Origin of the sequence: Paraclostridium bifermentans (assembly GCF_019916025.1) — a bacterium.
In the GTDB taxonomy this organism is placed as follows: Bacteria; Bacillota; Clostridia; order Peptostreptococcales; family Peptostreptococcaceae; genus Paraclostridium; species Paraclostridium bifermentans.
In genome coordinates this window covers 746,247-771,837 of the sequence record NZ_CP079737.1, presented here as the reverse complement: position 1 = coordinate 771,837, position 25,591 = coordinate 746,247, and the positions used below count along the sequence as shown (strand labels likewise).

Sequence of the window (25,591 nt, the reverse complement as noted above, 5' to 3'; positions counted from 1 at the left end):
TGCTACCCCTTATTTTTTATTTATTCTAAAGTTTTTATCTGTTCTATAAAATCTTCACCTTGAACATTTTTTAATGTTTTCAATGTAGTTATTATAATTATCGCACTTATAACTATCAATATTAAAATTACAGCTATTATAAACTTCAAGTTGATTAATTGAATAGTTTCAAAAGATTTTATTATTATGTACCTTACTATCAAGGTAGGTATTATAGAAATAATAAAACCTACTACAATGTATATACAACTTTCTAGTACAACAATTTTTTTCACTTCATCTTTAGATATTCCTATACCTCTAAATAATGCAAATTCTCTACTTCTACTATTTATGCTAGTAACTATAGTATTACAACAGTTGAATAATGATAGTAAAACTATAACTCCAACAACTAAAGTCATAATCATAGCTTTTTGATTATCACTTTTTTCAAGGCCAGCTGATTCACTTTTGTATGGTATCAAAATGCCCTTTCCTGATTTTTCTATTATTTTATTTAATTCACTCTCAACGTGTTTCTCATTTGCAAGCTTACTAGTCCACACATCAAATCTTTCATATGATTCAACCCCTGTAAATTTATTCATTTGATTTATTGACATGACAGCTCCAAAGCTTGTGCCTCCACCTTGAGAAAATATTGGTAAATATTTTATAATACCTCCTATAATAAACTCTTTAGAAATTGTTTCTTTATAATTTCCTGTTTTAGAATCTACAACATCAAAATTTACATTAACTTTATCTCCCATTTTTATATTAATTGACTGACATGTTGTATTATCTATATATATATATGACTCTTTATTTAATTTACTTAAATTCTCTTTTCCTTCTATTAATACATCATTTAATAATTCTGTATCTTCAATGCCTAAAACCTCAAAATTATTTTTATATACTTTTGCACCACTTTTTATTTCAGCATTTTTTTCAAGCCTAGGTTTCTCCATTTTCCAATATTCTGATTTTTTATTTATATTATTATCATCCGTTTTTATATTAAAATGTTTGTCTCTCAATGCATTTACTTTTTTAACTCCATCTATATTTTCTATCTCTTTTAATACTTTTGAATCATAACTTTTTTCATTTTGTATGGTAGATGATGGATCAATATTTTGTATCGAATACTCTCCTGGTATCCATAGTCTCATTCCACCAGAATCTAAAAAATTGCTAGTTGATTTAGTATATACTGTAAACATTAAAAAGAATATTATTACCATTGATGTTATAGCTACATTCGTACGCTTTTTGTTTCTTTGTATATTTTTAGATGCTATATTTCCATAATCTTTGTAAAATTTGTTCATAAATTTACTTATTATTGATTTTTGATTTATTTTAATTTTTTCATCATTTCTTCTTATACAAATCATAGGGTCTATTTTAGAACATAGTCTAAGTGGTTTATATACAGATATTATTACAGTAAATATGCTAAGTAATGCTGATATTATATATGTACTCATATAATTTGAACTTTTTATTGAATTTGCATAATCAATGTTATATATTACTCCTATTACATAATCTCTAAATAAATTTGATATAACTTCTCCTAATAACAACCCTATTGGGATACTTATAATAGAGTATATAAATATTTCTAATATCATAATTTTTGATACATCTTTTGGTATAAACCCTACGGCCCTTAATATGCCAAAATCCTTTGTTCTATTTGATACTAATATATAAAATATGTTATATATAAGCAATATTGTAGTAAATGCTAGAACCATATTAATTATTATGTATGGTATTTTTAAGCTCATACTATCTGACATTGCTATTATCAACTTATTGTTTAAATTCATATAATCTTTATTTAAGTTTTCTTCTTTTACAAGTTTTTCCACTTGCTTAGGTATATTTTTTTCTTTTTTAAAAGTTAACATAACTTGGTCGTATTTATCTTTAACTGGTATGTTTTTAATAGCACACTCTTCACTTATAGCTCCTATAGACATGCCTTGTTCTTTTAAAATAGAGTCTGATTTTAAAATACCTACTATCTTGAAATCTTTTTTACCTGTATATAAAGTACTTCCATTTGCTTTAGGTTTCATATAATTTAATTTTATTGTTTGTCCTATTGGATTTTTAATTTTCTTTTGGTCTATATACCATGAATCTACTGCAATTTCATTTTCCTTTGTTGGCAACTTTCCTTCTTTTAATTCATAACATTTGTTTATTTCTTGTGCTACCTTATCATCCCATAATATTTGTAATGTCTGAGCATGCCCAATATCATGAAGTCCTAAAAGCATAGATTTGCCTACTTTATCTACTCTAGAGTTATTTTCTATATCTTTTACCTGCTTGTTAGTTGGATTCCAATATGAAACATTTTTTAACCCTAGTTCTTGTTTTGCTTGATTTATCATTATATTTCTTGCATCTTCACTTATTATATTCATTACTAAAAAAAGCGCAGTTGAAATTATAATACTTACAATTATTAATAATGAATTTTTCTTATTTTTCATAATATAACTTTTAACTATATCTATAAGTCTCATAATTTCACCTACTCTCTTATAATTCCATCTTCTATTTTTATAACTTTATCCGCATACTTTGCAATATCCATATTGTGAGTTATCATTATTATCGTTTGATTATATTTTTTCTGAGATTCTTTTAAAAGATTTAAAACCTCATTTTCTGTTTTTGTATCTAAATTTCCCGTAGGTTCATCTGCAAATATAATAGCAGGCTTATTTACAAGTGCTCTTCCTATTGCAACCCTTTGTTGTTGCCCCCCTGACAATTGATTTTGCAAATGATTTTTTCTTTCTTTTATATTAAGTAACTCCATCAATTCATTTACGTATCCATCATCTTGATTAATTGTATTTATAGTTGGTAATTTTATATTTTCTTCCACTGTTAAAACTGGTATCAAGTTGTATGATTGAAATATTAATCCTATTTTTTCTTTACGAAGCAATGATCTTTCTTTTTCATTTAAAGAAGAAAGGTTTGTATTTTCTATAATTACATCTCCATGTGTAGGAGTTTCAAGTCCTGCCATTATATGAAGAAGTGTACTTTTCCCACTTCCACTTTTTCCTACTATTACAACAAACTCCCCTTTGTTTATTTCTAAGTTTATATGGCTTAACGCCTTTACCTCTGTTTCATTTTCTCCATACACCTTACTCAAATTTTTTATTTTTAAAATTGACATATTTACCTCCTAAAATCCCCATAAGTATTTTCATAAAAAATATATATTTTATTTAATCTTTTAACAATATAAAAGACACAACTGGGTATTTTTTAGATATAACTGGGCAAAAAAAGAACATCTAATTGTTTAGATGTTCTTTTTTCATTACTTTTATCACTATGCATTTTTTATGTATAAATTATTTTCATTAAGTTTTAAGGGTATACAAATATTTATTAAAAATCTGGTATTTAAATCATTTACTTCTAAATTTCCATTGTATTTTTCTATAGAATTTTTCATACTACTTATACCTATACCATGTAAAAACTTATCTTTTTTATTGGTTAAAATCTTACCACTTTTTAATTTAATTATATTATTTTTTGGATTTTCACATTTTATAATATATAAATCTTTAACTATAGTTCCTTTTATGTTAATTTTCTTCGAAATACTGTTATCTTCTATATTTTCACAAGCTTCTATGGCATTATCTATCATATTTGAAAATATACTACATACATCTGCCGAGTCTATAAAATTACATTCTTTAAAGTTTATATTAGCTATCAAATCTATTCCTTTGCTTTCACAAATACGTTTTTTATCATTTAATATAATATCTAAAATCATATTATTTGTATTAAATATAGAATTACACTCTTTAAGTTGGTTATTTATACTTTCTACATATTCATTTTTACCATATAGATTTTCTATACATATCATATGATTTTTCATATCATGATATAATTTTTTAACTTTCATTTGAGATTCTTGCATATTCAAATAATACTGATGCTGTAATTGTATATTTTCTTTTATGCATTTATTTTCTGCCCTTAAGTTGCTATCTTTTATAACTCTTATTATTAACCACATAAAGAATATATTTAAAACAAGTATACTACTTGAAATTAATACAATTACAAAATCTAAAGCAAAATTTGTTATTGATTGTGTTGTTTTATATATTGTTGCAAATATTAATATAGCACTTAATAAATTTAATATTATTGAAAAAAATATATATTTATATTGCGTGTTATTTAGGCTAAATTTTAACTTTAAGGCTTTAGTTATTGATACAATATATATCAACAATAAATTTGTTAGTATATTTACTTCTAAAAAAACTAGTTTTGCATATCTGAATGTATAATACCAATAATCACTTAAATTTAGATAGTCCATACCTTCTAATCGATTACATATTAATATTAAAAAAGCATATGTGCCCTCATTAAGCAAACCTAAAAACAAAATATAACCTATACTTATAATTAAACTTTTAATAGATTTCATTTCATAGTTAATTTTTACAAATACCATAATTAAAATTATAGATATTAATACTTTTGTAGATTTAATTATCGGTGTCCATAATTCTGCTTCTTTAATCGTCCAATTAGCTTCTGCTATTATACTAACTGCAATAATTTTGCACATAGAAAATAATAAAATGAAAATAATTAAATTAGTAACTATTTTTTTTCTATTATTTTTTAATTCTGCAAATTCATTTAATACTACATTTAAAGTTGTTAATTCTATAGAAGAAGATATTAATATAATTAATAAGTAAACACAATTTTCCTTTAACATATTATTGACCCCAACATGTTTGTTAATTTAGTTTTTAAATTGCTCATTCTATGTTTACTAACAGGTATCTCTTCATTTTTTATCATCACATTATCTTTTCCTATAAAATCAACATGCTCCATATTTATTAAATAACTCTTATGACATCTAAAAAAATTATGTACTAATAACTCTTTTTCTAAATTCTTAATCCTATTTTTAATATTGTAGTCTCTATCTAAGGTATGAATTGTTATATCTTTTTTTATAATTTCTATATATGTAATATTTTTAATAGATACTTTATGCTTGCTTCCATTTTCCTCTACAATCATAAAGTTATCTCTTTTGCCTATAATATCTGATATGCAGCTTAAAATATTTTCTTTTAGATCTTCATGTTCTATCGGCTTTAATAAGTATCTGTATGCTCTTACCTTATACCCCTCTTGTACATACTCAATTAGTGAAGTTATAAAAATTATTTCTGAAACACTATTTTTTTCTCTAATTTTTTTTGCAACATCCATACCTGTTATTTCATCCATTTGTATATCTAGAAAAAATATATCTATATCTTCAATTTCAGAGCTTAAAAGTGCTTCTCCTGATTTAAATTCAAATATCTCAACCTTATTCGAAATTTCATCGAATATATTAAATATCGAATTATATAAATTACTTCTTTGTGACTCATCATCTTCACAAATAACTATTCTATACAATAAAATCTCCCCTATCTTATATATCTTTTCAATTAACCCATATATATATTACCATATTTTTACATAACTTATATTCAAGATAATTTACTTAAGCGCAAAAATTCGCTTCGCTCATGTCGTCCAAATTTCATGTCGTCAACGTCCACTCGGTAAACTCGTGTCCCGTTACTCAAACGACTTCGTCCGTTGCTCAAAAACTTTTTTTGCGCTCAAAACATTCAATATTGATATAACTAAGTCTCAAAGGTTATTCATAAATTTTTCGTAAATGTAATCTATTTAAGCGCAAAAAAACAAATGAGGTAATATAAAATTACGTCATTTGTTTCTTATTTATTTAAAGTTTAATTAGATAAACATGTATTTTTACTTGTTTTCCCTGCTACCATGTTTTTTAAGTCTTTGTTTGTCTTGTGAGCATAAAATGCAGTTAATATTACCGTAAACAAATCTGCTACTGCTTGAGTAAGTAATACCCCATCAACACCAATTAATTTTGGTAATATTATAATTAATGGTAAGAAAAATATACCTTGTCTAGCTGTACCTACGATTAAAGCTTCTTTTGGCATACCTAATGATTGATATAACACTGCATATAATTGTGTAAACCCTAATAGAGGATATAGTAAAAGAGTATATCTTAATGTTTTAGCCCCTACCTCGATAACTGCTGGGTCATTACTAAATAAATTAATAGCAGTTGGTGCAAATATCATTAAGACTATAGTTGCTAATGTAGAAAATATAGTTGTTCTCTTAATAGATATCTTTATTGCTTCCCTTAATTTTTCATAATTTCCTGCTCCATAATTATAACTTGCAATAGGTTGAAATCCTTGATTGTATCCTATAACAACAAACATAACTAATGAAGATAGTTTTAAAGCTATACCAAACGATGCAATTAACTCATTTCCATATGGTTTTGATGCTATGTTTAAAAGTCCCATAGATATACTTATTAAAGCTTGAATTAAAAAAGTTGCAGTTCCAACAGAAATAATTTCTCCATATATGCTCTTTGATAATTTAAAGTTTTTTATACTTAATTTTAGATAACTTTTATTTGTTATATAATATGATAATAACAAAACTACTGATGCAAGTTGCCCTATTACTGTAGCTAAAGACGCTCCTACTACTCCCATATTAAATGTAAACATTAGTATTGGGTCTAAAATTATATTTATTATAGCACCTAGTGCCACCGCTACTGCACTAAGTTTTGTATTTCCCTCTGACCTTATAATGTTTGCAAGTGTTGGCATCATTATTGGTAAACTAGCCCCTATTGCAATAGGTTTTGCATAATCCATTGCATACGGCATTACACTGTCTGTTGCTCCTAATAATCTTAAAATTGGTTCTAGAAATACTAGTATTAAAATAGTAAATAGAATTCCTACTATTACTGATGATATTATCGCAGTTGAAGCTACATCATCTGCCGCATCTTTATTTTTAGCCCCTAGAAGTCTTGCTATATACGATGAAGCTCCTACGCCTATTAATTGACCCACTGCATTAATTAGTATAAATAAAGGAAATATTACTGATACTGCAGCCATTGCTAGTGTATCATTTAACATACCTATAAATGCTGTATCTACTATATTATATATGGCACTTATTAAACTTGCTATAATTCCTGGTATAGCAAATTTCCATATGACTCTACCTATATTATCATCTTCCATTATATTCGATTTATCTATAACTGTATCCATTTTATAAATCTCCTCCTTTGATAAAGCTATATTAATATACTATCAAATCTAGAGATTTATCGTTAATATATATATACTATTACTAGCTATAACTAAAATTTATAACAGTTACGTATTTCGCATATTTTCTAAAAGTATTTCTAAAAATAACTTTGCTTCATCTGAGAGTTCTTCTTTTCTTCTCTTAATCCATCCAACTGTAAAGTGAACACTATCATCTTCAAGTGGTATAGCCCTTATTCCTCTAACGTTTTCTATTTTATTAAACCCTGATGCTATTACATAGGCATTCGTTTCTAAAACAAACTGTGTTATAGTTTCTTTGTCATTTAAATATATTGCTCTATCCTTATGAGAAAATCCTAATAAATCTAGCTCCACACTATATGTAAGTGCGTTTATAGGTTCTTCTACTAAATGTACACATATAAATTCATTTAGCTCCTCTGGTTTTATAACATCATTATTATATAAAGGATTGTTCTTACCTATGTAAATATATATTTTGTCTTTACATATTGGATTGAATTCCAAGTCTCTATTTTCTAAAACTCCTTTAAATACCCTCTCTTGCATATTAGAAAGTGCTATTATACCTATTTCAGACTTCATTGTTGATACATCTTCTATTATCTTTTCTTTATGAGTTTCTTTTAGTGAAATTTTAACTTTTTTATTATTAACTTTTTTATAAACCTCGCTCAATACAATTCCTAAAGTATACAACTTCATACTCGAAACTTCTAATTTAAATCCATTTTCTTGAGACAAGTCTGAGTATATTTTTTCTAAATTGTCAATTTGATTTATTATATAAGTTGCATAAGTCAAAAAATCTTTACCTTCTTTTGTTAGTTTTACACCTCTATTAGTTCTATCAAATACTTTTATTTTAAACTCTTCTTCTAAATTTACTATTGCTTTGCTTAAATTAGGTTGAGATATGAATAAGTTGCTTGCAGCTTGATTCATAGATCCCGTTCTAGCTACTTCTATAAAATATCTTAGTTGGTTTATTTGCAATATACTGCCTCCATAAATATTATTTACTATATACTATTTTAAACAAAAAAAGAGCTTTTAAAAAGCTCTTATTCCTCATCTGGAAAATTATTACTAAATCTCATTTTTGCTATTTTTAATATTTCATTTAAATTATACCCTTTCAACTTACATCCACACTTTGGACAATATTCTAATTTTTTAGAAACTAAAGCTCTACAACTAGCCTCAGGACATCTTACTTTCTCAGTTACTTTACCTACATCAAGACCACATCTTGGGCAAACTGTACCTGGTCTATTTGATACTTCCTTACCACATCTTGGACACTTGATCATTATTATCCCTCCTATAAAAATAAAAAGTTAATAATATATAGTATGGTAATAAGCTTGTTTATGTTATAGATTCAAATAAAAAACTCTTTCTAAATTTTTTAGAAAGAGTTTTTTTATATTATTTAAGTGTTATTAAACCTTCTTCTTCTACTACTTTTTGTCCATCTTCACTAGTTATATAGTCCATAAATTTCTTACCATTTTCGCTTAGTTTATCTTCTTTGTATACTAGTAAGAATGGTCTTGATAATTTATATTTTCCACTCTTAGCATTTTCTGCTGTAGCATCTACTCCATCTAATTGAAGTGTATGTATGCTGTCATCTAAATAACTAAATGAAGTGTATCCTATGGCATTTTCATTTCCAGCTACTGTTGATTTTATATTTCCGTTTCCATCACTTATTTGAGCTTCTTTTGTTAAATGAGTAGATTCAAATCCAACTATTTCTTGGAATGCATCTCTAGTTCCTGATCCATCTTCTCTTGAAACAACAACTATAGGAGCATCTTTTCCTCCAAGTTCTTTCCAGTTAGTTATTTTTCCAGTATATATTCCTTTTAATTGATCCATCGTAATTGACTTAACTCCATTGTTTTTGTGAGTTATTATACCAATTCCATCTACTGCTATCTTGTCTTCTTTAAGACCTGCTTGTTTTTCTTCACCTTTTAAATCTCTAGATGACATCCCTATTTCTGCTACCCCATTTATTGCATCTTTTATCCCTGCTGATGATCCTAATTGATTTATTTCTATAGATACTTTAGAGTCTACTGATTTATAAGCTTCTGCTTCTTTTTCCATAAGTGGTCCTACTGAAGTTGATCCTGATACAGATACTTTACTTCCACCACCAGAATCCTTCGATCCACATCCTACAGCTAATGTTCCTATCATTATAGTACTCATTAGTAAAACTCCAATTTTCTTTTTAAACATAGGTAACCTCCACAAAGTTATAATTTTTATAATTACTTTATTATTTTTCCGACTTTATTGTCGTTTATTCCTTTATTTGAATTTTCTTTACATTTTTATAATAAAGTAACTATGTTAAATCCAAATTAGAGACATGTTAACTATTGGTAAACAACATTAAGAGAATGTAAAAATGAGTATTACTTAAATAAAAAATATTTAGGTTAACATAATTTATGTAAAATAAAAAAGGAATTGGGATATCCCAATTCCTTTAATTTACTACTTATTATTTTTTATAGCTGCTTGAGCTGCTGCAAGTCTAGCAATAGGTACTCTATATGGTGAACAAGATACATAATTTAATCCTGTTTTGTAGCAGAACTCTATAGAAGATGGTTCTCCTCCATGCTCTCCACATATACCTAATTTAAGGTTTGGCTTAACCCCTCTACCTAATTTAGCTGCCATTTGAACTAGTTTACCAACTCCATTTTGGTCTAGTACTTGGAATGGATCTTTTTCAAGTATTTCACTATTTATATAGTCACCTAAGAATTTATTTGCATCGTCTCTTGAGTATCCAAATGTCATTTGAGTTAAGTCATTTGTTCCAAAGCTAAAGAAATCAGCTTCAGTTGCTACTTCATCTGCAGTTAAACATGCTCTTGGAACCTCTATCATAGTTCCAACTGTATAGTCTACTTTAACTCCTGACTTATCAAGTTCTTCATTTATTACAGATATTACATTTTCTTTTATAGTTTTTAATTCCTTAACTTCTCCTACTAGAGGTATCATTATTTCTGGATTAACTTCTACTCCACTATTTTTAGCTTCTATAGCTCCTTGTATTATAGCTTTTGCTTGCATCATAGCTATCTCAGGATAAGTTATTGCTAATCTACAACCTCTGTGTCCAAGCATTGGATTTAGTTCTTGTAAATCTACTATTCTCTTTCTTATTTCTTTAACTTCAAGTCCCATAGTTTTTGCTAAAGCTTCTATAGCTTCATCATCATGAGGTAAGAACTCATGTAGTGGTGGATCTAGTAATCTTATATTAACATGTCTTCCATCCATAACTTTGAATATTTCAGTAAAGTCTTCTCTTTGCATAGGTAGTAATTTTTCAAGAGCAACTAGTCTTTGCTCTAATGTTCTTGATAAAATCATTTCTCTAACAGCTGGTATTCTATCTTCATCAAAGAACATATGCTCAGTTCTACATAATCCTATTCCTTCTGCTCCAAAACTTATAGCAACACTTGCATCTCTTGGAGTATCTGCATTAGTTCTTACTTGTAATGTTTTGTACTCATCAACCCAGTTCATAAGTACCTCAAAGTTTCCTGTAAGAGCAACATCTGTCTTTTCTATTTCTCCTAAATAAACACATCCTGTTGATCCATCTAGAGATATATAATCTCCTTCTTTTATAACTAATCCATCTACAGTTATTTCTTTATAGTACTCATCTACTTTTATTTCTCCACATCCTGCAACACAACATTTACCCATACCTCTAGCTACAACTGCAGCATGTGATGTCATACCACCTCTAGCTGTAAGTATTCCTTGTGCTACAACCATACCTTCTATATCTTCTGGTGATGTCTCTAATCTTACAAGTATAACTTCTTCTCCTTTTTCAGCTGCCTTTACAACATCATTTGCATTAAAGTATACTTTACCGCAACTAGCTCCTGGAGAAGCTGGTAATCCTTTAGCTATAAGCTTAGCATTTTTTAAAGATTTCTCTTCAAAGTTTGGATGTAGTAATTGATCTAATTGATTAGGTTCAATTCTCATTATAGCTTCTTTTTCATCTATTATTTTTTCTTCAACTAATTCAACTGCAATATTTATAGCTGCTTTTGCAGTTCTTTTTCCATTTCTAGTTTGAAGTATATATAATTTTTCATTTTCTATAGTAAACTCTATATCTTGCATATCTTTATAGTGATTTTCAAGTATATTAGTTATTTTTACAAATTCATCATATATAGCTGGCATAGCTTCTTTTAATGTATCTATATCTTTTGGAGTTCTAATTCCTGCAACAACATCTTCACCTTGTGCATTTATTAAGTATTCTCCAAATAATTTATTTTCTCCAGTAGATGGGTTTCTTGTAAATGCAACTCCTGTTCCACTAGTCTCTCCCATGTTTCCAAATACCATTGATTGTATATTAACTGCAGTTCCTAAGTTATGAGGAATATCATTTAACTTACGGTAAATATTTGCTCTTGGATTGTTCCATGATTTAAATACTGCTTTTATAGCTAACATTAATTGCTCTTTTGGATCTTCTGGGAATATTTGTCTTAATTCTTTTTTGTATATCTTCTTATATTCTTCAACTAATACTTTTAAATCTTCACTTGTAAGATCTGTATCAAATTTGTATCCTTTTTCTTCTTTTATTTTATCTAAAGCATTTTCAAATTTATACTTTGGAACTCCCATTGCAACATCTGAGAACATTTGTATAAATCTTCTATAACTGTCATATGCAAATCTTTCATTGTTAGTATTCTTAGCTATTGCCTTAACTGAAGTATCATTAAGACCTAAGTTTAATATAGTATCCATCATACCTGGCATTGAGAAAACTGCACCAGAACGAACAGATAATAATAATGGATTTTCATTACATCCTAATTTTTTATTTAAAGATTTCTCTAGCTCTACTAATTTTTCTTCTATCTGTAAAACTATATCTTCTCTTATACTTTCATCATTTACGTAATAGTCATTACAAGCCTCTGTTGATATTGTAAAACCTGGAGGCACTGGTAAGCCTATCTTAGTCATCTCGGCTAAGTTAGCACCCTTACCACCTAAAAGACTCTTCATTTCCTTTGACCCCTCAGCAAAACTATAAACAAACTTACTCATCTAAAACTCCTCCTAGTATGTTTTTTATACAGATATACTGTACATTGTATTCAAGCATGATTAATTTGTTATCCTAAAATTTATTATTAAAGTAATAACTAAATTTCTTAGTTATTATTTTCAAAGTACTCGGTTAAACGTTTTTTTGTCACCTAACCCATTCCTTATAAATCTTAATAAATAAGATTTATACTACACACCGAAAGTGATTCCGATGTGCACTAAAATCCTATTTATCGTTATCTCTAAATACTTTCAATCCATTTTCTTTCATTACATCCATTATGATTCCAGCTGTTTCTTCTATTGCTTTGCTAGACACATCTATAACTGGACATCCAACTTTTTTCATTATTTTATCTGAGTAATCTAACTCTTGAAGTATTCTATCAAATTTAGCGTAATTAGCATTACTTGATAATCCTAAAGCTTTTAATCTTTCTTGTCTTATTTGATTTAACTTTTCAGGCGTATTAGTAAGACCTATTATTTTCTTTTGATTTATTTCGAATACTTCCTTAGGTATTGGTATTTCTGGAACTAAAGGAACATTAGCCACCTTTATATTTTTATTCGCTAAATACATGCTTAATGGTGTCTTAGATGTTCTTGATATTCCAAGTAATATTATATCAGCTTGTAATATGCCTCTAGGATCTTTTCCATCATCATATTTAACAGCAAATTCTATAGCTTCTACTCTTTTAAAGTAGCTTTCATCTAATTTTCTTATAATTCCTGGTTCTCTTCTTGGCTTAACTCCTATTTTATTAGCAATTTGCTTTAATATTGGAGTCATTAAGTCTACACAACTTAAATTTTCCTTGCTACAGTAATTTTCAGTAAATGTTAAAAGTTCATTTTCAACTAATGTATATATAACTATTGCATTTTCTTCTTTAGCACTTTTTAATATTTCTTCTAAAAAATTAACTTCTACAACATATGGAAATCTTCTTATTTCATAGTCATCCTTTAATTGAAATTGAGATATTGCAGCTTTAGTAACTTGCTGAGCTGTTTCCCCTACTGAGTCTGATATTACATATATGACTAAATTATCCATATACTCCTCCTTTAATTATCCGCTATCTCTAAAAATAGTTTTGTTATGTTAGTTTTAGAAATTCTACCAACAACCTTATTTATTATTGTATTATCCCTTTTTATTTCTTCTACAACAGGTATTGAATCTACTTCGTGTTCTATTATTCTCTTTGCTGCTAGTACAACAGTATCTTCACTTGTAACAGTTACAACATTAGGTGTTCTTGTCATTATCATACCTACAGGTATCTTGTTTATGTCTCCCCCACCTATAGTTGCTTTTAATAAATCTTTTCTTGATACTATTCCACATAATTCTTTTTCATCATCTATTATAAATACACTTCCAACATCTGATAAGAATATATTTACTATAGTATCATAAACATTTGTATCTTGTGTTACCATTATAGGCATACTCATTATGTCCGCTACAGTTTTGTTTTTTATTTTATCTCCTAGTAAGTTAACTTTATCTATTCCTGAATAAAAATACCCAACCTTAGGTCTAGCATCTAATACTCCAGTCATAGTAAGTATAGCTAAATCAGACCTTAATGTAGCTCTAGTCACATTAAGTTTGGCTGCTATGCATTCACTTGTTATAGGTTCACTTTCTTTAACGATATCGATTATCTTTAGTTGTCTATTATTAAGTTGAATAATAATCACACTCCTCTTTATTGTGATACACTGTTTATCCGTTTTTATCTTATATAGTATATTATATATATTTTATATTGTGTTGTAAATACAGAAATTAAATTTATATATTTAATTTCTTATTTATTTAATTACAGTTTTAACCATAGGGTCCTTTTTTATCCCACTTTAGGTAAAATTTACCCTATAATCTACTTTTATTAAAGATTTAAATAACCGAGGAAAAATTCCCTCGGTTATTTTAACAGACTATTTGTACACTATCTTTGATAGGTCACAAATATTTAACATTATGTCATATATTTGTTTTAATATGGCTAATCTGTTGTTCTTTATAGCCTCGTCCTTGTCCATTATCATTACTGAGTCAAACATATTATCTATTGCTGGTCTTAACGATGCGAATGCATCAAGAGCTTTTGTATATTCTTTATTAGCTAATAAGTGCTCAACATTTGAACTTATTTCTTGGAATTGTTGATATAAATTAAATTCTGCTTCTTCTCTCATTAAGTTTATATTAACTTCATTAGTTTCAGCTTTTTCTGCTAAAGTAGAAACTCTGTTGAATGCTGTTAACATTTCAACTAACTCACCTTTATCTATCCAAGAGTTTAAAGCCTTAGCTCTAGCATACATATCAGCTATATCATCTATATTAGAACTTAATATAGCATCTATAACATCATATCTGATGCCTAAATCTCTAAATAAATTCTTTATTCTATCTTTGAAGAATTCCATTATTTGATTTAAAACTTCATCTTTGTCAAACTCTATAAATGAATAATTATCAAGAGTTAATGATACAAGTTCTCTTAAACTTATATCTAAGTTGTTATCCATTAATATATTTATTATACCTAATGCTTGTCTTCTTAAAGCATATGGATCTTGTGATCCTGTTGGTTGTATTCCTATAGCAAAGAATCCTGCTATAGAATCTAATTTATCTGCTATAGATAAAACTATTCCAGATTTAGTAGCTGGAAGTATATCTCCTGCAAATCTAGGTAAATAATGTTCAAATATAGCTTCTGCTACATTTTCATTTTCACCACTTACTTTTGCATATTCTCTTCCCATTACACCTTGAAGTTCAGTAAATTCAAATACCATACCTGTAACTAAGTCTGCCTTGCATAATTTAGCTGCACGAAGTGTATCTTCTTTTATATCTGTTTCATTTAATTTTTCTAATATATCATTAGCTAATTTTTCTATTCTTAAAGATTTATCATAAACTGTACCAAGTTTAGCTTGGAACACAACAGTTTTTAATTTTTCTATGTAGCTTTCTAAAGACTTCTTAGTATCTTCTTTATAGAAGAATAATGCATCTGCAAGTCTAGCTTCTAATACTTTTTCATTACCTTTTTTAACGTTATCAATTCTATGACTATCTCCATTTCTAACAGCTATAAAGTTTGGAAGTAATTTTCCATCCTTTAAAACAGGGAAATATCTTTGATGTTGTTTCATTGGTGTTATTACAACTTCTTTTGGAAGTTTAGCATAATCTTCATCAAATTCTCCATAGAATGCAGTTGGATACTCTACTAAATGAGTTACTTCTTCAAGTAATTCTTCATCAAATTCTATTTCTCCACCTAAAGATTTAGCAACATCGTCACATTGTTTCTTTATTAATTCTTTTCTTTTGTCTTGATTTAATATTACAAAGTTCTCTTCTAATTTAGTTAAGTATTCATTTAAAGTATTTACTTCAAATTCACTTTCTCCTAAGAATCTATGTCCTTTAGTAGTATTAGATGATACTATTCCTTCTAACTCTATATCAAGTACAGAATCATTTAATATACAAACCATCCATCTTATCGGTCTTATAAATCTCATGTTCTTTCCACCCCAACGCATAGCCTTAGGGAACGTCATAGATTTTATAGCTTCTGGAAGTATGCTTTTTAAAACTTCACTAGTTAATTGTCCATCTTGCTTTATTTTACCGAAAGCATATTCTTCTTTTCCAACTTGTTTAAAGTATAAGTCTTCTTCTTTTATACCTTTGCTCTTCATAAATCCTAAAAGAGGTTTAGTATAGTTGCCTTCAGCGTCAACTGCTATTCTCTTAGCTGGTCCTTTTACTTCTTCTTCTAAATCTGATTGTTTTTCACATATACTATTAACTATAACAGTTAATCTTCTTGGTGTAGAATATACATTAACTTCATCAAAAGTTATTCTATTTTCATTAAAGGATTTAACTATGTTAGTTTTTAATTGGTCCATTGCTGAATTTACATATCTTGCAGGTAATTCCTCAACACCTATTTCAAATAAAAGGTAATTTTTCATTATTTGTCACCTTCCTTTAAAAGTGGATATCCCATTTCTTTTCTTAACTCTACATAAGCCTTAGCTACTGTTCTAGCCATATTTCTAACTCTACTTATAAATGAAGCTCTTTGACTTACACCTATAGCTCCTCTTGCATCTAGAGTATTAAATGTGTGCGAACATTTTAACACATAATCATATGCTGGAGTTATTAATCCTTTTTCCATAAGTCTTAATGCTTCTTTTTCATATACATCAAATAAGTTAAATAACATATCTGCATCACACTCTTCAAATGCGTATACAGAGTTTTCATATTCAGCTCTATTGAATACTTCTCCATATGTTATTTCATCATTCCATTTTAAATCGTATACACTTTCAACTTCTTGAAGGTACATAGCTAGTCTTTCTAAACCATATGTAATTTCTCCTGTTTCAAGCTCACACTCGATTCCACCAACTTGTTGGAAGTAAGTAAACTGTGTTATTTCCATACCGTCTAACCAAACTTCCCAACCAAGACCCCATGCTCCAACAGCAGTTGCTTCCCAGTTATCTTCAACAAATCTTATATCATGTGCTTTTGTATCTATTCCTATAGCCTCTAAACTTCCTAAGTATAACTCTTGTATATTATCTGGAGATGGTTTTAAGATAACTTGGAATTGGTGATGTTGATATAATCTATTTGGGTTCTCACCGTATCTTCCATCTGCCGGTCTTCTAGATGGTTCTACATAACATACTTTCCAAGGTTCTGGTCCTAAAGATCTTAAGAATGTATTTGGGTTCATTGTTCCTGCACCTTTTTCTACGTCATAAGGTTGCATCATTATACATCCTTGCTTAGCCCAATAATCTTGTAATGTTAGTATCATATTTTGAAAATTCATACGAATACCTCCTGTATTAAAAACAAAGCCTTTCGTCTACACGAAAGGCCATTAAATGGTTATTTTCTAACTTTTAGAATATCAAAGTATAGAGTATTTGTCAATATGCTTAAATATTAGTTTTGTCAACACTTTTTTAGTATTTAGTTATATTGTCATCCTCTTTTATTAATTCTTCAGTTATATCTTTATCATCTTTTTTATTATGTTTAACTACATCAGTAACTTCTTTTGCAGTGTTTGTTAACATATTTTTTAGCATATTTAATGTATCTTCATTTAGTTCTCCTAAATCAACAACTGTTTTGTCTTCTTCATTTTGAACTTTTATATTAAATTTGCCTATTACAGCTGCTGAAAGTCCCACTAATGTAACTAAAGGTCCTAGTGCTAACCCAACAACTCCAACTGTTAAAGGAATATTCATTATAATTTTATTGTCTTTTTCAACTATTACTCTTATAACGTTGCTTCTTTTTAGCATTTCTTTTAATTGATTTTTTATTTCTTCTGCATCTTTTCCTAAAGCAGTTTCCATTTTTTCTTTTGCCTTATTTTTTACTTTTGCAGTTTTTTTGTTTTGCTCTAAATATATTATTGCATCTAATACATTTCCATCGCTAATCACTAATGCTTCTTTAGCTTCTGCATAACTTGCACTTGGAACTCTCTCTAATACTTGATCTATCTTTTCTAATGTTATATCAGTCATCAATATCAGCTCCTTTATTATTTTCTATTCCTTGTAATAAGTGTAATGATTTTGTGTTTGCATTGTCAACGTAAACCTGAACGTATACTTTTAAAATTTTTGTTAGTTCATTTACTAAGTACTTTGATACCTTAGCTTTACTACAAGTTAATATATCATTTCTAAAAATATAATCCATTAATTTTATAGTAGTACTATCAATTTTAAAATTATACACATGGTTTACTTTACACTTTTCACATAGTATTCCACCTTCATCAACATTAAATACACTACTTTTAAGATTTGTAGTATTACAGTTGACACATCTATTTACTATTGGTTTAAAGCCTGTATAGTCTAAAAACTTTAGCTCAAATGCTCTAGTTATGTATTCTTTATCAACCTCATTTTGAGTATATAGATAAAGAGTTTGTGCTAATAAAACAAAAAGCCTGTTATTAGTTTGATTTTCATATATAGATCCATCTACTAAACTTGTTATATATGTCGCATAGGAAAAGGCTTCTATATCATATGCAATATCATAAAAGTTTTTAATGGTCTCACTTTGACTCACTCTATACATGTTACCTTGTTTTTTTAAAGTAAAGTTAGAGTAGGAGAAAACCTGAGAAGAGGATAGTAATGAGCTTTTATTTCGTTTTGCTCCTTTTGCTATAGCTGATATCTTCCCAAGTTTTCGTGTAAATATTGTTAAAATCAAATCATTTTCTTTATATCTTGCTGATCTTAGTACTATCCCCTGGGTGTTCACAATTATCATGGTCGTTTTCTATCTCCCTATTCATATTAACTTCGCCATTGTTTGTATTTATGCTATTTTTTAAGTATAGATAGGCTTCTATACTTCCTGTTTTTTTAAAAACTTCCCAACACAGATTGTTCATTTTTAAAAACCCCCTTCTTACGCTTATACTATATTTTTAGTAAGAAAGGGGAAAAAAATGCATTAAGTTGTTAGACAATTTTTGACAATGTAATTGTTGTTATTAAAAAATAGATAACCATCCCAATTATATCAAGGGATGTAGCTATTAATGGAGCAGAAACAATTGACGGATCTACATCCATTTTTTTAAACATCATAGGTATAAATGATCCAATCATTGCCCCTATTATCATATTTATAAGCAATGATACAGATACTATTAAAACTATATTTATGTCCTTTACAAAAATATACGTAGCTATTCCTATAATGAAACTACATATAATTCCTGTAAATACACCTACCATTCCTTCTAATAATACATTTTTAAAATCTAACTTTTTATTAGACAGTGCCATTACAGTAAGTGCTGATGCTTGAGTTCCTATATTCCCAGCCATACCTGTAACAACCGGAACAAAGTATATCAAAGGAAAATACTTTGAATCAATTACATAATCAAAACTCGATAATATCAATGTAGCTATAAAACCACCAACTAAAGTTACTATAAGCCAAGGTATTCTAGCTTTAAAAGACGACAATACCTTATCTTTTGGATCTACATTAGTTTGTTCGATAGTATCTCTTTCTTGTTCTGATGTACCAGCGAATTTATACATATCTTCACTAGCTTCTTCTTCAATTACATCTATTACATCATCTACTGTTATAATCCCTTTTAAAATGCGATTTCTATCTATTACAGGGATAGCTATTAAATCGTATTTAGATACAAGCTTAACAGCTTCTTCTCGATCTTCATCTACATATACAGAAATTATATTTTCACTCATTAAATCTTCTATTATGCTATCATCTCTTGATATTATAAGCTCTCTTAATGATAATACTCCAACTAACTTATCAAAATTATCAACCACATACATATAATAGATGGTTTCTGCATCTATAGCATTTTCTCTCATATATTCTATGGCATCTTTTGCTGTCATATCTTTATTTATAGATATGTAGCCAGTTGTCATTATACCTCCAGCAGATTCTTCTTCATATATAAGAAGTTCTTTTACATCTTGGGCATCTTCTTGATTTAGAAGGTTTATAATTTCTTCTCTCTCATTTTCTTCTAACTCGCCTAAGATATCTGCCATATCATCTAAAGACATCATTTCTAAAATATTAGCTTTATGCTCTATGTTTAACTTAGAAAGTATATGCCTAAAAAATTCTGAATCAGTTTCATCAAGTATGGAAGCTGCCATATCTATAGGTAATATTTCAAAAAGCTTTATTTGTTTGTCTTCGTCTAAGTTTTCTAGTATGTCAAAAATATCCCTGTTATGATATTCTTCCATTAATTCTCTTAATTCTAAAATTTTATTGTTGTCTATTAAATCCTCAACTTGATTTAACAACAGCTTGGAATGTTCATCTTTCCTATCCATAAAACCCACCTTTATTATTTATCAGTATACCCAAAGTTATTTATAAAACTTTGTAGGTTTCTCCAATTTTCTTTAACTTTAACCCAAACTTGAAGGTTAATTTGAGATCCTAGTAATAATTCAATCTCTTCTCTTGCTGATTTTCCTATCCCTTTTAACTTTCTACCATTTTTACCTATTATTATACCTTTATGTGAACTTCTTTCACAGTATATAACAGCAGATATATCTATTATATCTTTATCTGGTCTTTTTTTCATTCTTTCTATTTCTACAGCAACCCCATGAGGTATCTCATCATGTACATAGTGTAGAACTTTTTCTCTTATAAGTTCAGATACTAAAACTCTTTCAGGTTGATCTGTTATCATATACTCTGGGAAATATTGAGGACCTTCCTCTAAGTATCTTTCTATTACTTTTAGTAATCTATCAGTGTTCTTACCTTTTAATGCTGATATTGGAACAATCTCATCAAACATATTTTCCGCATCGTACATTTTCATTAAGTCAAATAATTCTTCTTCACTTAACATGTCAATTTTGTTTAGAACCAAAATTTTAGGAGTTTTTATTCCTCTTAAATTTTCAATTATCATTCTGTCTCCTGGTCCAATTTTTTTTGACTCATCAACTACATATAATACTACATCGACATTTTTGAATGCATCTGTAGCTGATTTCACCATAAATTCTCCTAATTTATTTTTAGGCTTATGAATACCTGGTGTATCTAAAAATACCATTTGACATTCTTTGTCTGTGTAAACTGCTTGTATAGTATTTCTTGTTGTTTGTGGTTTATCACTCATTATAGCTATTTTTTCTCCAACTACGCTATTCATAAGAGTAGATTTTCCAACATTTGGTCTTCCTACTATACTAACAAATCCTGATTTAAACATATTAATTCCTCTTTTCAATTTGTCTTTTGTTGTTTTAATTTATTTGAAGTCACTACCTGAGAAATAATGTGGAACTAATTCTGCGATAGTTTGTTCCTGTATATCTCCTTTTGAGTATCCAGTTATTATTCTTATATGTGGCCCAAACTCAATGATTACCTGTCTACATATAGCACACGGATATGTAGGTTCATTTTTTTCTGAATTAGTACTAGCTACAGCTATTGCCTCTATATCTTTATACCCTTCAGAGATAGCTTTAAATAGCGCAGTTCTTTCCGCGCAATTTGTCCCTCCAAAAGATGCACATTCTACATTACAACCTGTAAAAACTTTACCACTCTTAGTCAAAAGTGCTGCACCAACTTTAAAATTTGAATATGGTGAATAAGAGTGCTCTCTTGCTTTTTCTGCTATTTCTAATAATTCTCTATTATCCATTATATTAACCTCCATCAAAGACCACCTATACTTTTTATTTTAAGTAGTACATTACATTATACCAAAATAGAAAAAAAGAAAAAAGTATATTTATATTTTCTTAAGCAAAAAAAGCGGGAATATTTTTCCCACCTTTTAATATTGAGCTATTTGTAAAACTAACATAGCTACCAAAACTCCAAGTAATGCCCCCGCTACAGTTTCCCAAAAAGTATGTATTTTACCTTCTATTCTACTTTGTGCAACTAAAACTGCCATTAAATAAGCAAGTGTCGATGCTACCACTCTTTCTGTCATAAATGTTACAAGTGTAGCAAGCGCAAAAGCAAGCGCCGAGTGACCACTTGGCATTCCTCCTTGTAGAGGAGTTCCTGTAGATGTTAATGATTTCACTACTACTACTGCTATTAAAACTAAAACTATACATATAAGAGTAACATGAATTGGTGATTTTCTTATTGTAAAAAATACAGATGCTCCTACAGTTTCTAGTTTATCATAAAATAGTAAATAACCAATTATACAAGCATTTAAACTTGCTATTAGTACTCCTCCAGCAGCAACATCTTTTGCTATTTTAGCTAATGGGTGATATGTATCCGTTATCATGTCTACAGTTTTTTCTATAGCTGTATTAAACATTTCTGATATTACAACTAAGCTTATTGTAAATAATAATAGCATCATTTCGAATTTATTAAATTCACAAAACAAACTAATTGTAAGAACTAATGCTGCAACAAAGTAGTGTATTTTCATATTTCTTTCATGCTTGAAAGTATATAAAATCCCAGCAATAGCTGCATTAAAGGCACTTATTATCCCTTGTTTACCTTTCTTTTTACCCATAAGTTTACTCCCTTGTTATATTAAGCTTGTTTAGTACATCCTCTTCTCGTTTTCTCATATCCTTTGTATTCTCTTCAGTATCATGATCATAACCTAATAAGTGGAACATACTATGACATACTAAAAAACATACTTCTCTTTCAAAACTATGATCATATTCTTCACTTTGCTCTAAAGCTCTTTCTAGAGATATAACAATATCTCCTAAAGATTCTTCTTCTATTTCAACATCAAACTCATCAGTTAAAAGTGGAAAAGATAAAACATCTGTAGCTCTATCTACCCCTCTATATTCTCTATTTAATTCATGTATTTCTTCATTGTCAACAAAAGATAAACTTACTTCATAATTGTCCTCATAACCTTCATAATATAATGTCTCAACGATTATATCATTGATTTTTCCTAAAAGGTCTTCACTTACTTTTATTTTATCTTGTCTATTGTCTAATATAATTTCCATAATTTATCTCCTATTTCTTTTGTTTCTATCATCATTAAATTTACTTAACTCTTGTTCTTCATCAAATTTTTCATAAGCTTTAATTATTCTTTGTACTAATTCATGTCTAACGACATCTTTTTCTGTAAATTTATTTATACCAACTCCACCTACATCTTTTAAAACATCCATAGCTTGAATTAATCCACTTTTATATTTATTTGGTAAATCTATTTGTGTTAAGTCTCCCGTAACTACAGCTTTTGATCCAAAACCTAATCTAGTTAAAAACATCTTCATTTGCTCTGGAGTTGTATTTTGAGCTTCATCTAAAATTATAAATGCATTATCTAGAGTTCTCCCTCTCATAAAAGCTAACGGAGCCACTTCTATTATACCTCTTTCAATATATTTAGCACATTTTTCATCGCCTAACATATCAAATAACGCATCATAAAGAGGTCGTAAATAAGGGTCTACTTTATCTTTCATATCTCCTGGTAAAAATCCTAAGCTCTCGCCTGCCTCAACAGCTGGTCTAGTTAATATAATTCTGCTTATTTCCTCTTTTTTAAAAGCTCTAACTGCCATAGCTACTGCAAGATATGTTTTACCTGTCCCTGCTGGCCCAACTCCAAGTGTTATATCATTGTTTCTAATAAGATTTATATAATGTTTTTGTCCTATTGTTTTTGGTTTAACTTCTCTACCTTTTTTTGTTACAGCTATAGTATCTTCTAATTCTTCTATTTGCTCTTTATTTCCTTCATTTAATAATTCTATAGCATAAGTAATACTCTGTTTATCTAAAGTTTTACCTATTTTAAAATTTTTATATAATTCATTTATAAATTCTATAGCTTTTTCTACATTTTTATTTTGACCTATTAAAACTATATTACCTTCTCTTAACAGTACATCTACATTTAAACTCTTCTCTATTATTTTTATATTTTCGTCAAAGTTTCCAAATAGTTCTCTTTCAAATTTATCATCTGTTATTTCAAAACTCTTTTGTACTATCAACGTTTATCCTCCTTAGTTATCCCTTGTTTGAACTTCATCTTTATCTTTTGCATCTTTATCTTTATTTATATCCTTAAATTCATTTCTTATATCATTAATAGGTCTTTTATCTGGATTTGAAGGTACTTCTTCTTCACCTTCTTTAGGCTTACTTTCTTGTCTAATTAATTCTTCAGCTTCCGATTTGCTTAAAGAGTGTACCTTAACTATATTTTCTAAAGTTGTAACAGTTACTATGTACTCTAATTTGTCTTTTTTAACTTTATATTGATGCTTAACATCTTTATATCTTGAATCAACAGGAATAGTGTATTCAAGTTCTTTAAGAGCCTTTTGTTTTAAATCTTCTTTTACTTCTTCTTTATTTTTCTCAACTTCTTTTACATTTACTTCATGGAAAATACTAGACTTTATTTTTAAAGGAAAAGTATAGTCCCCAATAGTTAAAACATGTTCTTTATTTTCGATTTCGTAATTTTTAAAATCTATATTTCTTCTTAATGTATATTTTTTATCATAGAAGCTAAATGTATATACTGTTTTTTTATTACCAGTTCTAGTTTTAACCTTGTCTATGTAATTTGTACTTTGTTTTGACTCGTAAAATGTAGTTGCCCATACTTCTGGTAGAGATTTAGTATTCGATCCCGATACTAAGACGTCCCCTTTTCTTACTATATCACCTACATTAGCTACTTGTTTACCACTTCTTGGTATTACCTTTTCTATTATACCATTTTTCTTAGCAATTATATTACAATAATTAGTTTCTTTTTTCTCTTGTAATGATTCATCTTTCTTTGTTATTGTAACAAATATATTAGTTCCTTTTACATTTATAGATACATAAGCAATATCACCAAACTCTCCCATAATTTGGTCTCTTACTTCTTTTCTATCTATGCCCTTTTTATACACACCAGGCCTTACACCCGCTTTTTCAAGCTCCTTCCTTACAAGCACTTTATCAATTCCCTCTGGAGCTTTTATATATACATCTGTTACAAATAACGATGTGCTCATTAATAAAACCAAGGAAAGCATAGCACATATCCACATTCCTTTGTATCTATATATACGCCTAGCCAAAAAAGGCAATCCTGTTTTTTGTTTTATTTTAACCTCAAACTTACTTCCTCTATAAATACTTTTGAACGCTCTAATACTTTTTCTATCAACCTTAAGCTCAATTTTAGTATTTGAAATTCGTTTTACATCATAAACATTGACTTTATTTCTTATTAATGTGTTTAAAAATTTTTCTGTATTTATCCCCTCTATAGTTACTACATAGTAACCTCTAATATAACTTATCAAACGTAACTCCCCCCTATGTAGTGTATTCTACACTATATATAATTCCTTTTATTCCTATCTCCGTATCAGTAATATGCTTTAAATATAACTTTTCACCACATATTTTTATAGTATTTAACTTTGTTTTTATTTTAATTAAATTTACATCGTATTCTAATATGGATTTGTAATTTTCTATACTTACAAATGTATTCCCCAAAACAGTGACTGTAGGTTGATTTACCTGTAAATCAGTAGGAACTTCTATCATACTCATAACC

At 28.2% G+C, this 25,591-nt stretch carries 24 protein-coding genes; all 24 read right to left on the bottom strand.

The genetic code is table 11. The annotated features are described in order from the left end of the window. Positions 1-20 precede the first annotated feature (20 nt). The 24 genes from KXZ80_RS03745 to KXZ80_RS03630 all read right to left on the bottom strand — a co-directional run bounded on the left by KXZ80_RS03745 (position 21) and on the right by KXZ80_RS03630 (position 25,581). Entirely contained in the window at positions 21-2,534 is a 2,514-nt protein-coding gene (locus KXZ80_RS03745; RefSeq protein WP_021432140.1) for an ABC transporter permease, read from the bottom strand. 8 nt (positions 2,535-2,542) lie between these two features. Beyond that, positions 2,543-3,205, bottom strand: coding sequence for an ABC transporter ATP-binding protein (locus KXZ80_RS03740; protein WP_021432139.1), 663 nt, complete (start codon positions 3,203-3,205; stop codon positions 2,543-2,545). Between the two features lie 159 nt (positions 3,206-3,364). Beyond that, positions 3,365-4,795 carry a sensor histidine kinase gene (locus KXZ80_RS03735; protein ID WP_021432138.1) on the bottom strand — a complete coding sequence of 477 codons (1,431 nt, stop codon included), beginning with the start codon at positions 4,793-4,795 and terminating at the stop codon, positions 3,365-3,367. After that, positions 4,789-5,499: a LytR/AlgR family response regulator transcription factor gene (locus tag KXZ80_RS03730; protein ID WP_021432137.1), complete on the bottom strand. Its 711-nt coding sequence runs from the start codon at positions 5,497-5,499 to the stop codon at positions 4,789-4,791. Before KXZ80_RS03730 ends, KXZ80_RS03735 begins: the two co-directional genes overlap by 7 nt. A gap of 344 nt (positions 5,500-5,843) precedes the next feature. Further along, positions 5,844-7,229, bottom strand: a complete 1,386-nt coding sequence (locus KXZ80_RS03725; RefSeq protein ID WP_021432136.1) for an MATE family efflux transporter — start codon at positions 7,227-7,229, stop codon at positions 5,844-5,846. 108 nt (positions 7,230-7,337) lie between these two features. Further along, positions 7,338-8,252, bottom strand: a complete 915-nt coding sequence (locus KXZ80_RS03720; RefSeq protein ID WP_021432135.1) for a LysR family transcriptional regulator — start codon at positions 8,250-8,252, stop codon at positions 7,338-7,340. A 68-nt stretch (positions 8,253-8,320) separates the two neighbouring features. Further along, positions 8,321-8,569: a zinc ribbon domain-containing protein gene (locus KXZ80_RS03715; RefSeq protein WP_021429910.1), complete on the bottom strand. Its 249-nt coding sequence runs from the start codon at positions 8,567-8,569 to the stop codon at positions 8,321-8,323. 118 nt (positions 8,570-8,687) lie between these two features. Continuing rightward, complete coding sequence (locus KXZ80_RS03710) at positions 8,688-9,512, bottom strand: phosphate ABC transporter substrate-binding protein (RefSeq protein ID WP_021432134.1); 825 nt, start codon at positions 9,510-9,512, stop codon at positions 8,688-8,690. A gap of 261 nt (positions 9,513-9,773) precedes the next feature. Next, the gene (gene ppdK, locus KXZ80_RS03705) at positions 9,774-12,395 is read right to left on the bottom strand and encodes a pyruvate, phosphate dikinase (RefSeq protein ID WP_021432133.1); all 2,622 of its coding nucleotides are present in this window, start codon (positions 12,393-12,395) and stop codon (positions 9,774-9,776) included. A gap of 229 nt (positions 12,396-12,624) precedes the next feature. Next, the gene (locus KXZ80_RS03700; RefSeq protein WP_021432132.1) at positions 12,625-13,461 is read right to left on the bottom strand and encodes a pyruvate, water dikinase regulatory protein; all 837 of its coding nucleotides are present in this window, start codon (positions 13,459-13,461) and stop codon (positions 12,625-12,627) included. A gap of 11 nt (positions 13,462-13,472) precedes the next feature. Beyond that, positions 13,473-14,114, bottom strand: coding sequence for a helix-turn-helix transcriptional regulator (locus tag KXZ80_RS03695; RefSeq protein WP_038285033.1), 642 nt, complete (start codon positions 14,112-14,114; stop codon positions 13,473-13,475). Positions 14,115-14,354: 240 nt separating this feature from the next. Beyond that, a complete protein-coding gene (gene glyS / locus KXZ80_RS03690; RefSeq protein ID WP_021432130.1) occupies positions 14,355-16,421 on the bottom strand; it encodes a glycine--tRNA ligase subunit beta in 2,067 nt (688 codons plus the stop codon). After that, a complete protein-coding gene (gene glyQ / locus KXZ80_RS03685) occupies positions 16,421-17,299 on the bottom strand; it encodes a glycine--tRNA ligase subunit alpha (RefSeq protein WP_021429889.1) in 879 nt (292 codons plus the stop codon). Before glyQ ends, glyS begins: the two co-directional genes overlap by 1 nt. A gap of 136 nt (positions 17,300-17,435) precedes the next feature. Next, positions 17,436-18,011 (bottom strand): DUF4342 domain-containing protein, encoded by a 576-nt coding sequence (locus KXZ80_RS03680; RefSeq protein ID WP_021432129.1) that lies wholly within the window; start codon positions 18,009-18,011, stop codon positions 17,436-17,438. Next, the gene (gene recO, locus KXZ80_RS03675) at positions 18,004-18,777 is read right to left on the bottom strand and encodes a DNA repair protein RecO (RefSeq protein ID WP_021432128.1); all 774 of its coding nucleotides are present in this window, start codon (positions 18,775-18,777) and stop codon (positions 18,004-18,006) included. The genes KXZ80_RS03680 and recO overlap by 8 nt, the downstream gene beginning before the upstream one ends. After that, entirely contained in the window at positions 18,728-18,901 is a 174-nt protein-coding gene (locus KXZ80_RS03670; protein WP_021429941.1) for a YqzL family protein, read from the bottom strand. Before KXZ80_RS03670 ends, recO begins: the two co-directional genes overlap by 50 nt. A gap of 70 nt (positions 18,902-18,971) precedes the next feature. After that, positions 18,972-20,351 (bottom strand): magnesium transporter, encoded by a 1,380-nt coding sequence (gene mgtE, locus KXZ80_RS03665; RefSeq protein WP_021432127.1) that lies wholly within the window; start codon positions 20,349-20,351, stop codon positions 18,972-18,974. A gap of 14 nt (positions 20,352-20,365) precedes the next feature. Then, complete coding sequence (gene era, locus KXZ80_RS03660; RefSeq protein WP_021432126.1) at positions 20,366-21,256, bottom strand: GTPase Era; 891 nt, start codon at positions 21,254-21,256, stop codon at positions 20,366-20,368. A gap of 39 nt (positions 21,257-21,295) precedes the next feature. After that, positions 21,296-21,697, bottom strand: a complete 402-nt coding sequence (cdd, locus tag KXZ80_RS03655; protein WP_021429957.1) for a cytidine deaminase — start codon at positions 21,695-21,697, stop codon at positions 21,296-21,298. 135 nt (positions 21,698-21,832) lie between these two features. Then, positions 21,833-22,546 (bottom strand): diacylglycerol kinase, encoded by a 714-nt coding sequence (locus KXZ80_RS03650; RefSeq protein WP_021432125.1) that lies wholly within the window; start codon positions 22,544-22,546, stop codon positions 21,833-21,835. Between the two features lie 4 nt (positions 22,547-22,550). Further along, complete coding sequence (gene ybeY, locus KXZ80_RS03645; RefSeq protein WP_021432124.1) at positions 22,551-23,009, bottom strand: rRNA maturation RNase YbeY; 459 nt, start codon at positions 23,007-23,009, stop codon at positions 22,551-22,553. Positions 23,010-23,012: 3 nt separating this feature from the next. Then, positions 23,013-24,014 carry a PhoH family protein gene (locus tag KXZ80_RS03640; RefSeq protein WP_021432123.1) on the bottom strand — a complete coding sequence of 334 codons (1,002 nt, stop codon included), beginning with the start codon at positions 24,012-24,014 and terminating at the stop codon, positions 23,013-23,015. Between the two features lie 12 nt (positions 24,015-24,026). After that, the gene (locus tag KXZ80_RS03635; RefSeq protein WP_021432122.1) at positions 24,027-25,331 is read right to left on the bottom strand and encodes a sporulation protein YqfD; all 1,305 of its coding nucleotides are present in this window, start codon (positions 25,329-25,331) and stop codon (positions 24,027-24,029) included. A 13-nt stretch (positions 25,332-25,344) separates the two neighbouring features. After that, complete coding sequence (locus KXZ80_RS03630; RefSeq protein WP_021429932.1) at positions 25,345-25,581, bottom strand: YabP/YqfC family sporulation protein; 237 nt, start codon at positions 25,579-25,581, stop codon at positions 25,345-25,347. Positions 25,582-25,591 lie beyond the last annotated feature (10 nt).

What these genes read in the sequence shown, in the direction of transcription:
- KXZ80_RS03745 (WP_021432140.1), bottom strand. Translation starts at nt 2,534, where the DNA reads ATGAGACTTATAGATATAGTTAAAAGTTATATTATGAAAAATAAGAAA.
- KXZ80_RS03740 (WP_021432139.1), bottom strand. Translation starts at nt 3,205, where the DNA reads ATGTCAATTTTAAAAATAAAAAATTTGAGTAAGGTGTATGGAGAAAAT.
- KXZ80_RS03735 (WP_021432138.1), bottom strand. Translation starts at nt 4,795, where the DNA reads ATGTTAAAGGAAAATTGTGTTTACTTATTAATTATATTAATATCTTCT.
- KXZ80_RS03725 (WP_021432136.1), bottom strand. Translation starts at nt 7,229, where the DNA reads ATGGATACAGTTATAGATAAATCGAATATAATGGAAGATGATAATATA.
- KXZ80_RS03715 (WP_021429910.1), bottom strand. Translation starts at nt 8,569, where the DNA reads ATGATCAAGTGTCCAAGATGTGGTAAGGAAGTATCAAATAGACCAGGT.
- KXZ80_RS03710 (WP_021432134.1), bottom strand. Translation starts at nt 9,512, where the DNA reads ATGTTTAAAAAGAAAATTGGAGTTTTACTAATGAGTACTATAATGATA.
- ppdK (WP_021432133.1), bottom strand. Translation starts at nt 12,395, where the DNA reads ATGAGTAAGTTTGTTTATAGTTTTGCTGAGGGGTCAAAGGAAATGAAG.
- KXZ80_RS03700 (WP_021432132.1), bottom strand. Translation starts at nt 13,461, where the DNA reads ATGGATAATTTAGTCATATATGTAATATCAGACTCAGTAGGGGAAACA.
- glyS (WP_021432130.1), bottom strand. Translation starts at nt 16,421, where the DNA reads ATGAAAAATTACCTTTTATTTGAAATAGGTGTTGAGGAATTACCTGCA.
- glyQ (WP_021429889.1), bottom strand. Translation starts at nt 17,299, where the DNA reads ATGAATTTTCAAAATATGATACTAACATTACAAGATTATTGGGCTAAG.
- KXZ80_RS03680 (WP_021432129.1), bottom strand. Translation starts at nt 18,011, where the DNA reads ATGACTGATATAACATTAGAAAAGATAGATCAAGTATTAGAGAGAGTT.
- recO (WP_021432128.1), bottom strand. Translation starts at nt 18,777, where the DNA reads ATGATAATTGTGAACACCCAGGGGATAGTACTAAGATCAGCAAGATAT.
- KXZ80_RS03670 (WP_021429941.1), bottom strand. Translation starts at nt 18,901, where the DNA reads ATGAACAATCTGTGTTGGGAAGTTTTTAAAAAAACAGGAAGTATAGAA.
- mgtE (WP_021432127.1), bottom strand. Translation starts at nt 20,351, where the DNA reads ATGGATAGGAAAGATGAACATTCCAAGCTGTTGTTAAATCAAGTTGAG.
- era (WP_021432126.1), bottom strand. Translation starts at nt 21,256, where the DNA reads ATGTTTAAATCAGGATTTGTTAGTATAGTAGGAAGACCAAATGTTGGA.
- cdd (WP_021429957.1), bottom strand. Translation starts at nt 21,697, where the DNA reads ATGGATAATAGAGAATTATTAGAAATAGCAGAAAAAGCAAGAGAGCAC.
- KXZ80_RS03650 (WP_021432125.1), bottom strand. Translation starts at nt 22,546, where the DNA reads ATGGGTAAAAAGAAAGGTAAACAAGGGATAATAAGTGCCTTTAATGCA.
- ybeY (WP_021432124.1), bottom strand. Translation starts at nt 23,009, where the DNA reads ATGGAAATTATATTAGACAATAGACAAGATAAAATAAAAGTAAGTGAA.
- KXZ80_RS03630 (WP_021429932.1), bottom strand. Translation starts at nt 25,581, where the DNA reads ATGATAGAAGTTCCTACTGATTTACAGGTAAATCAACCTACAGTCACT.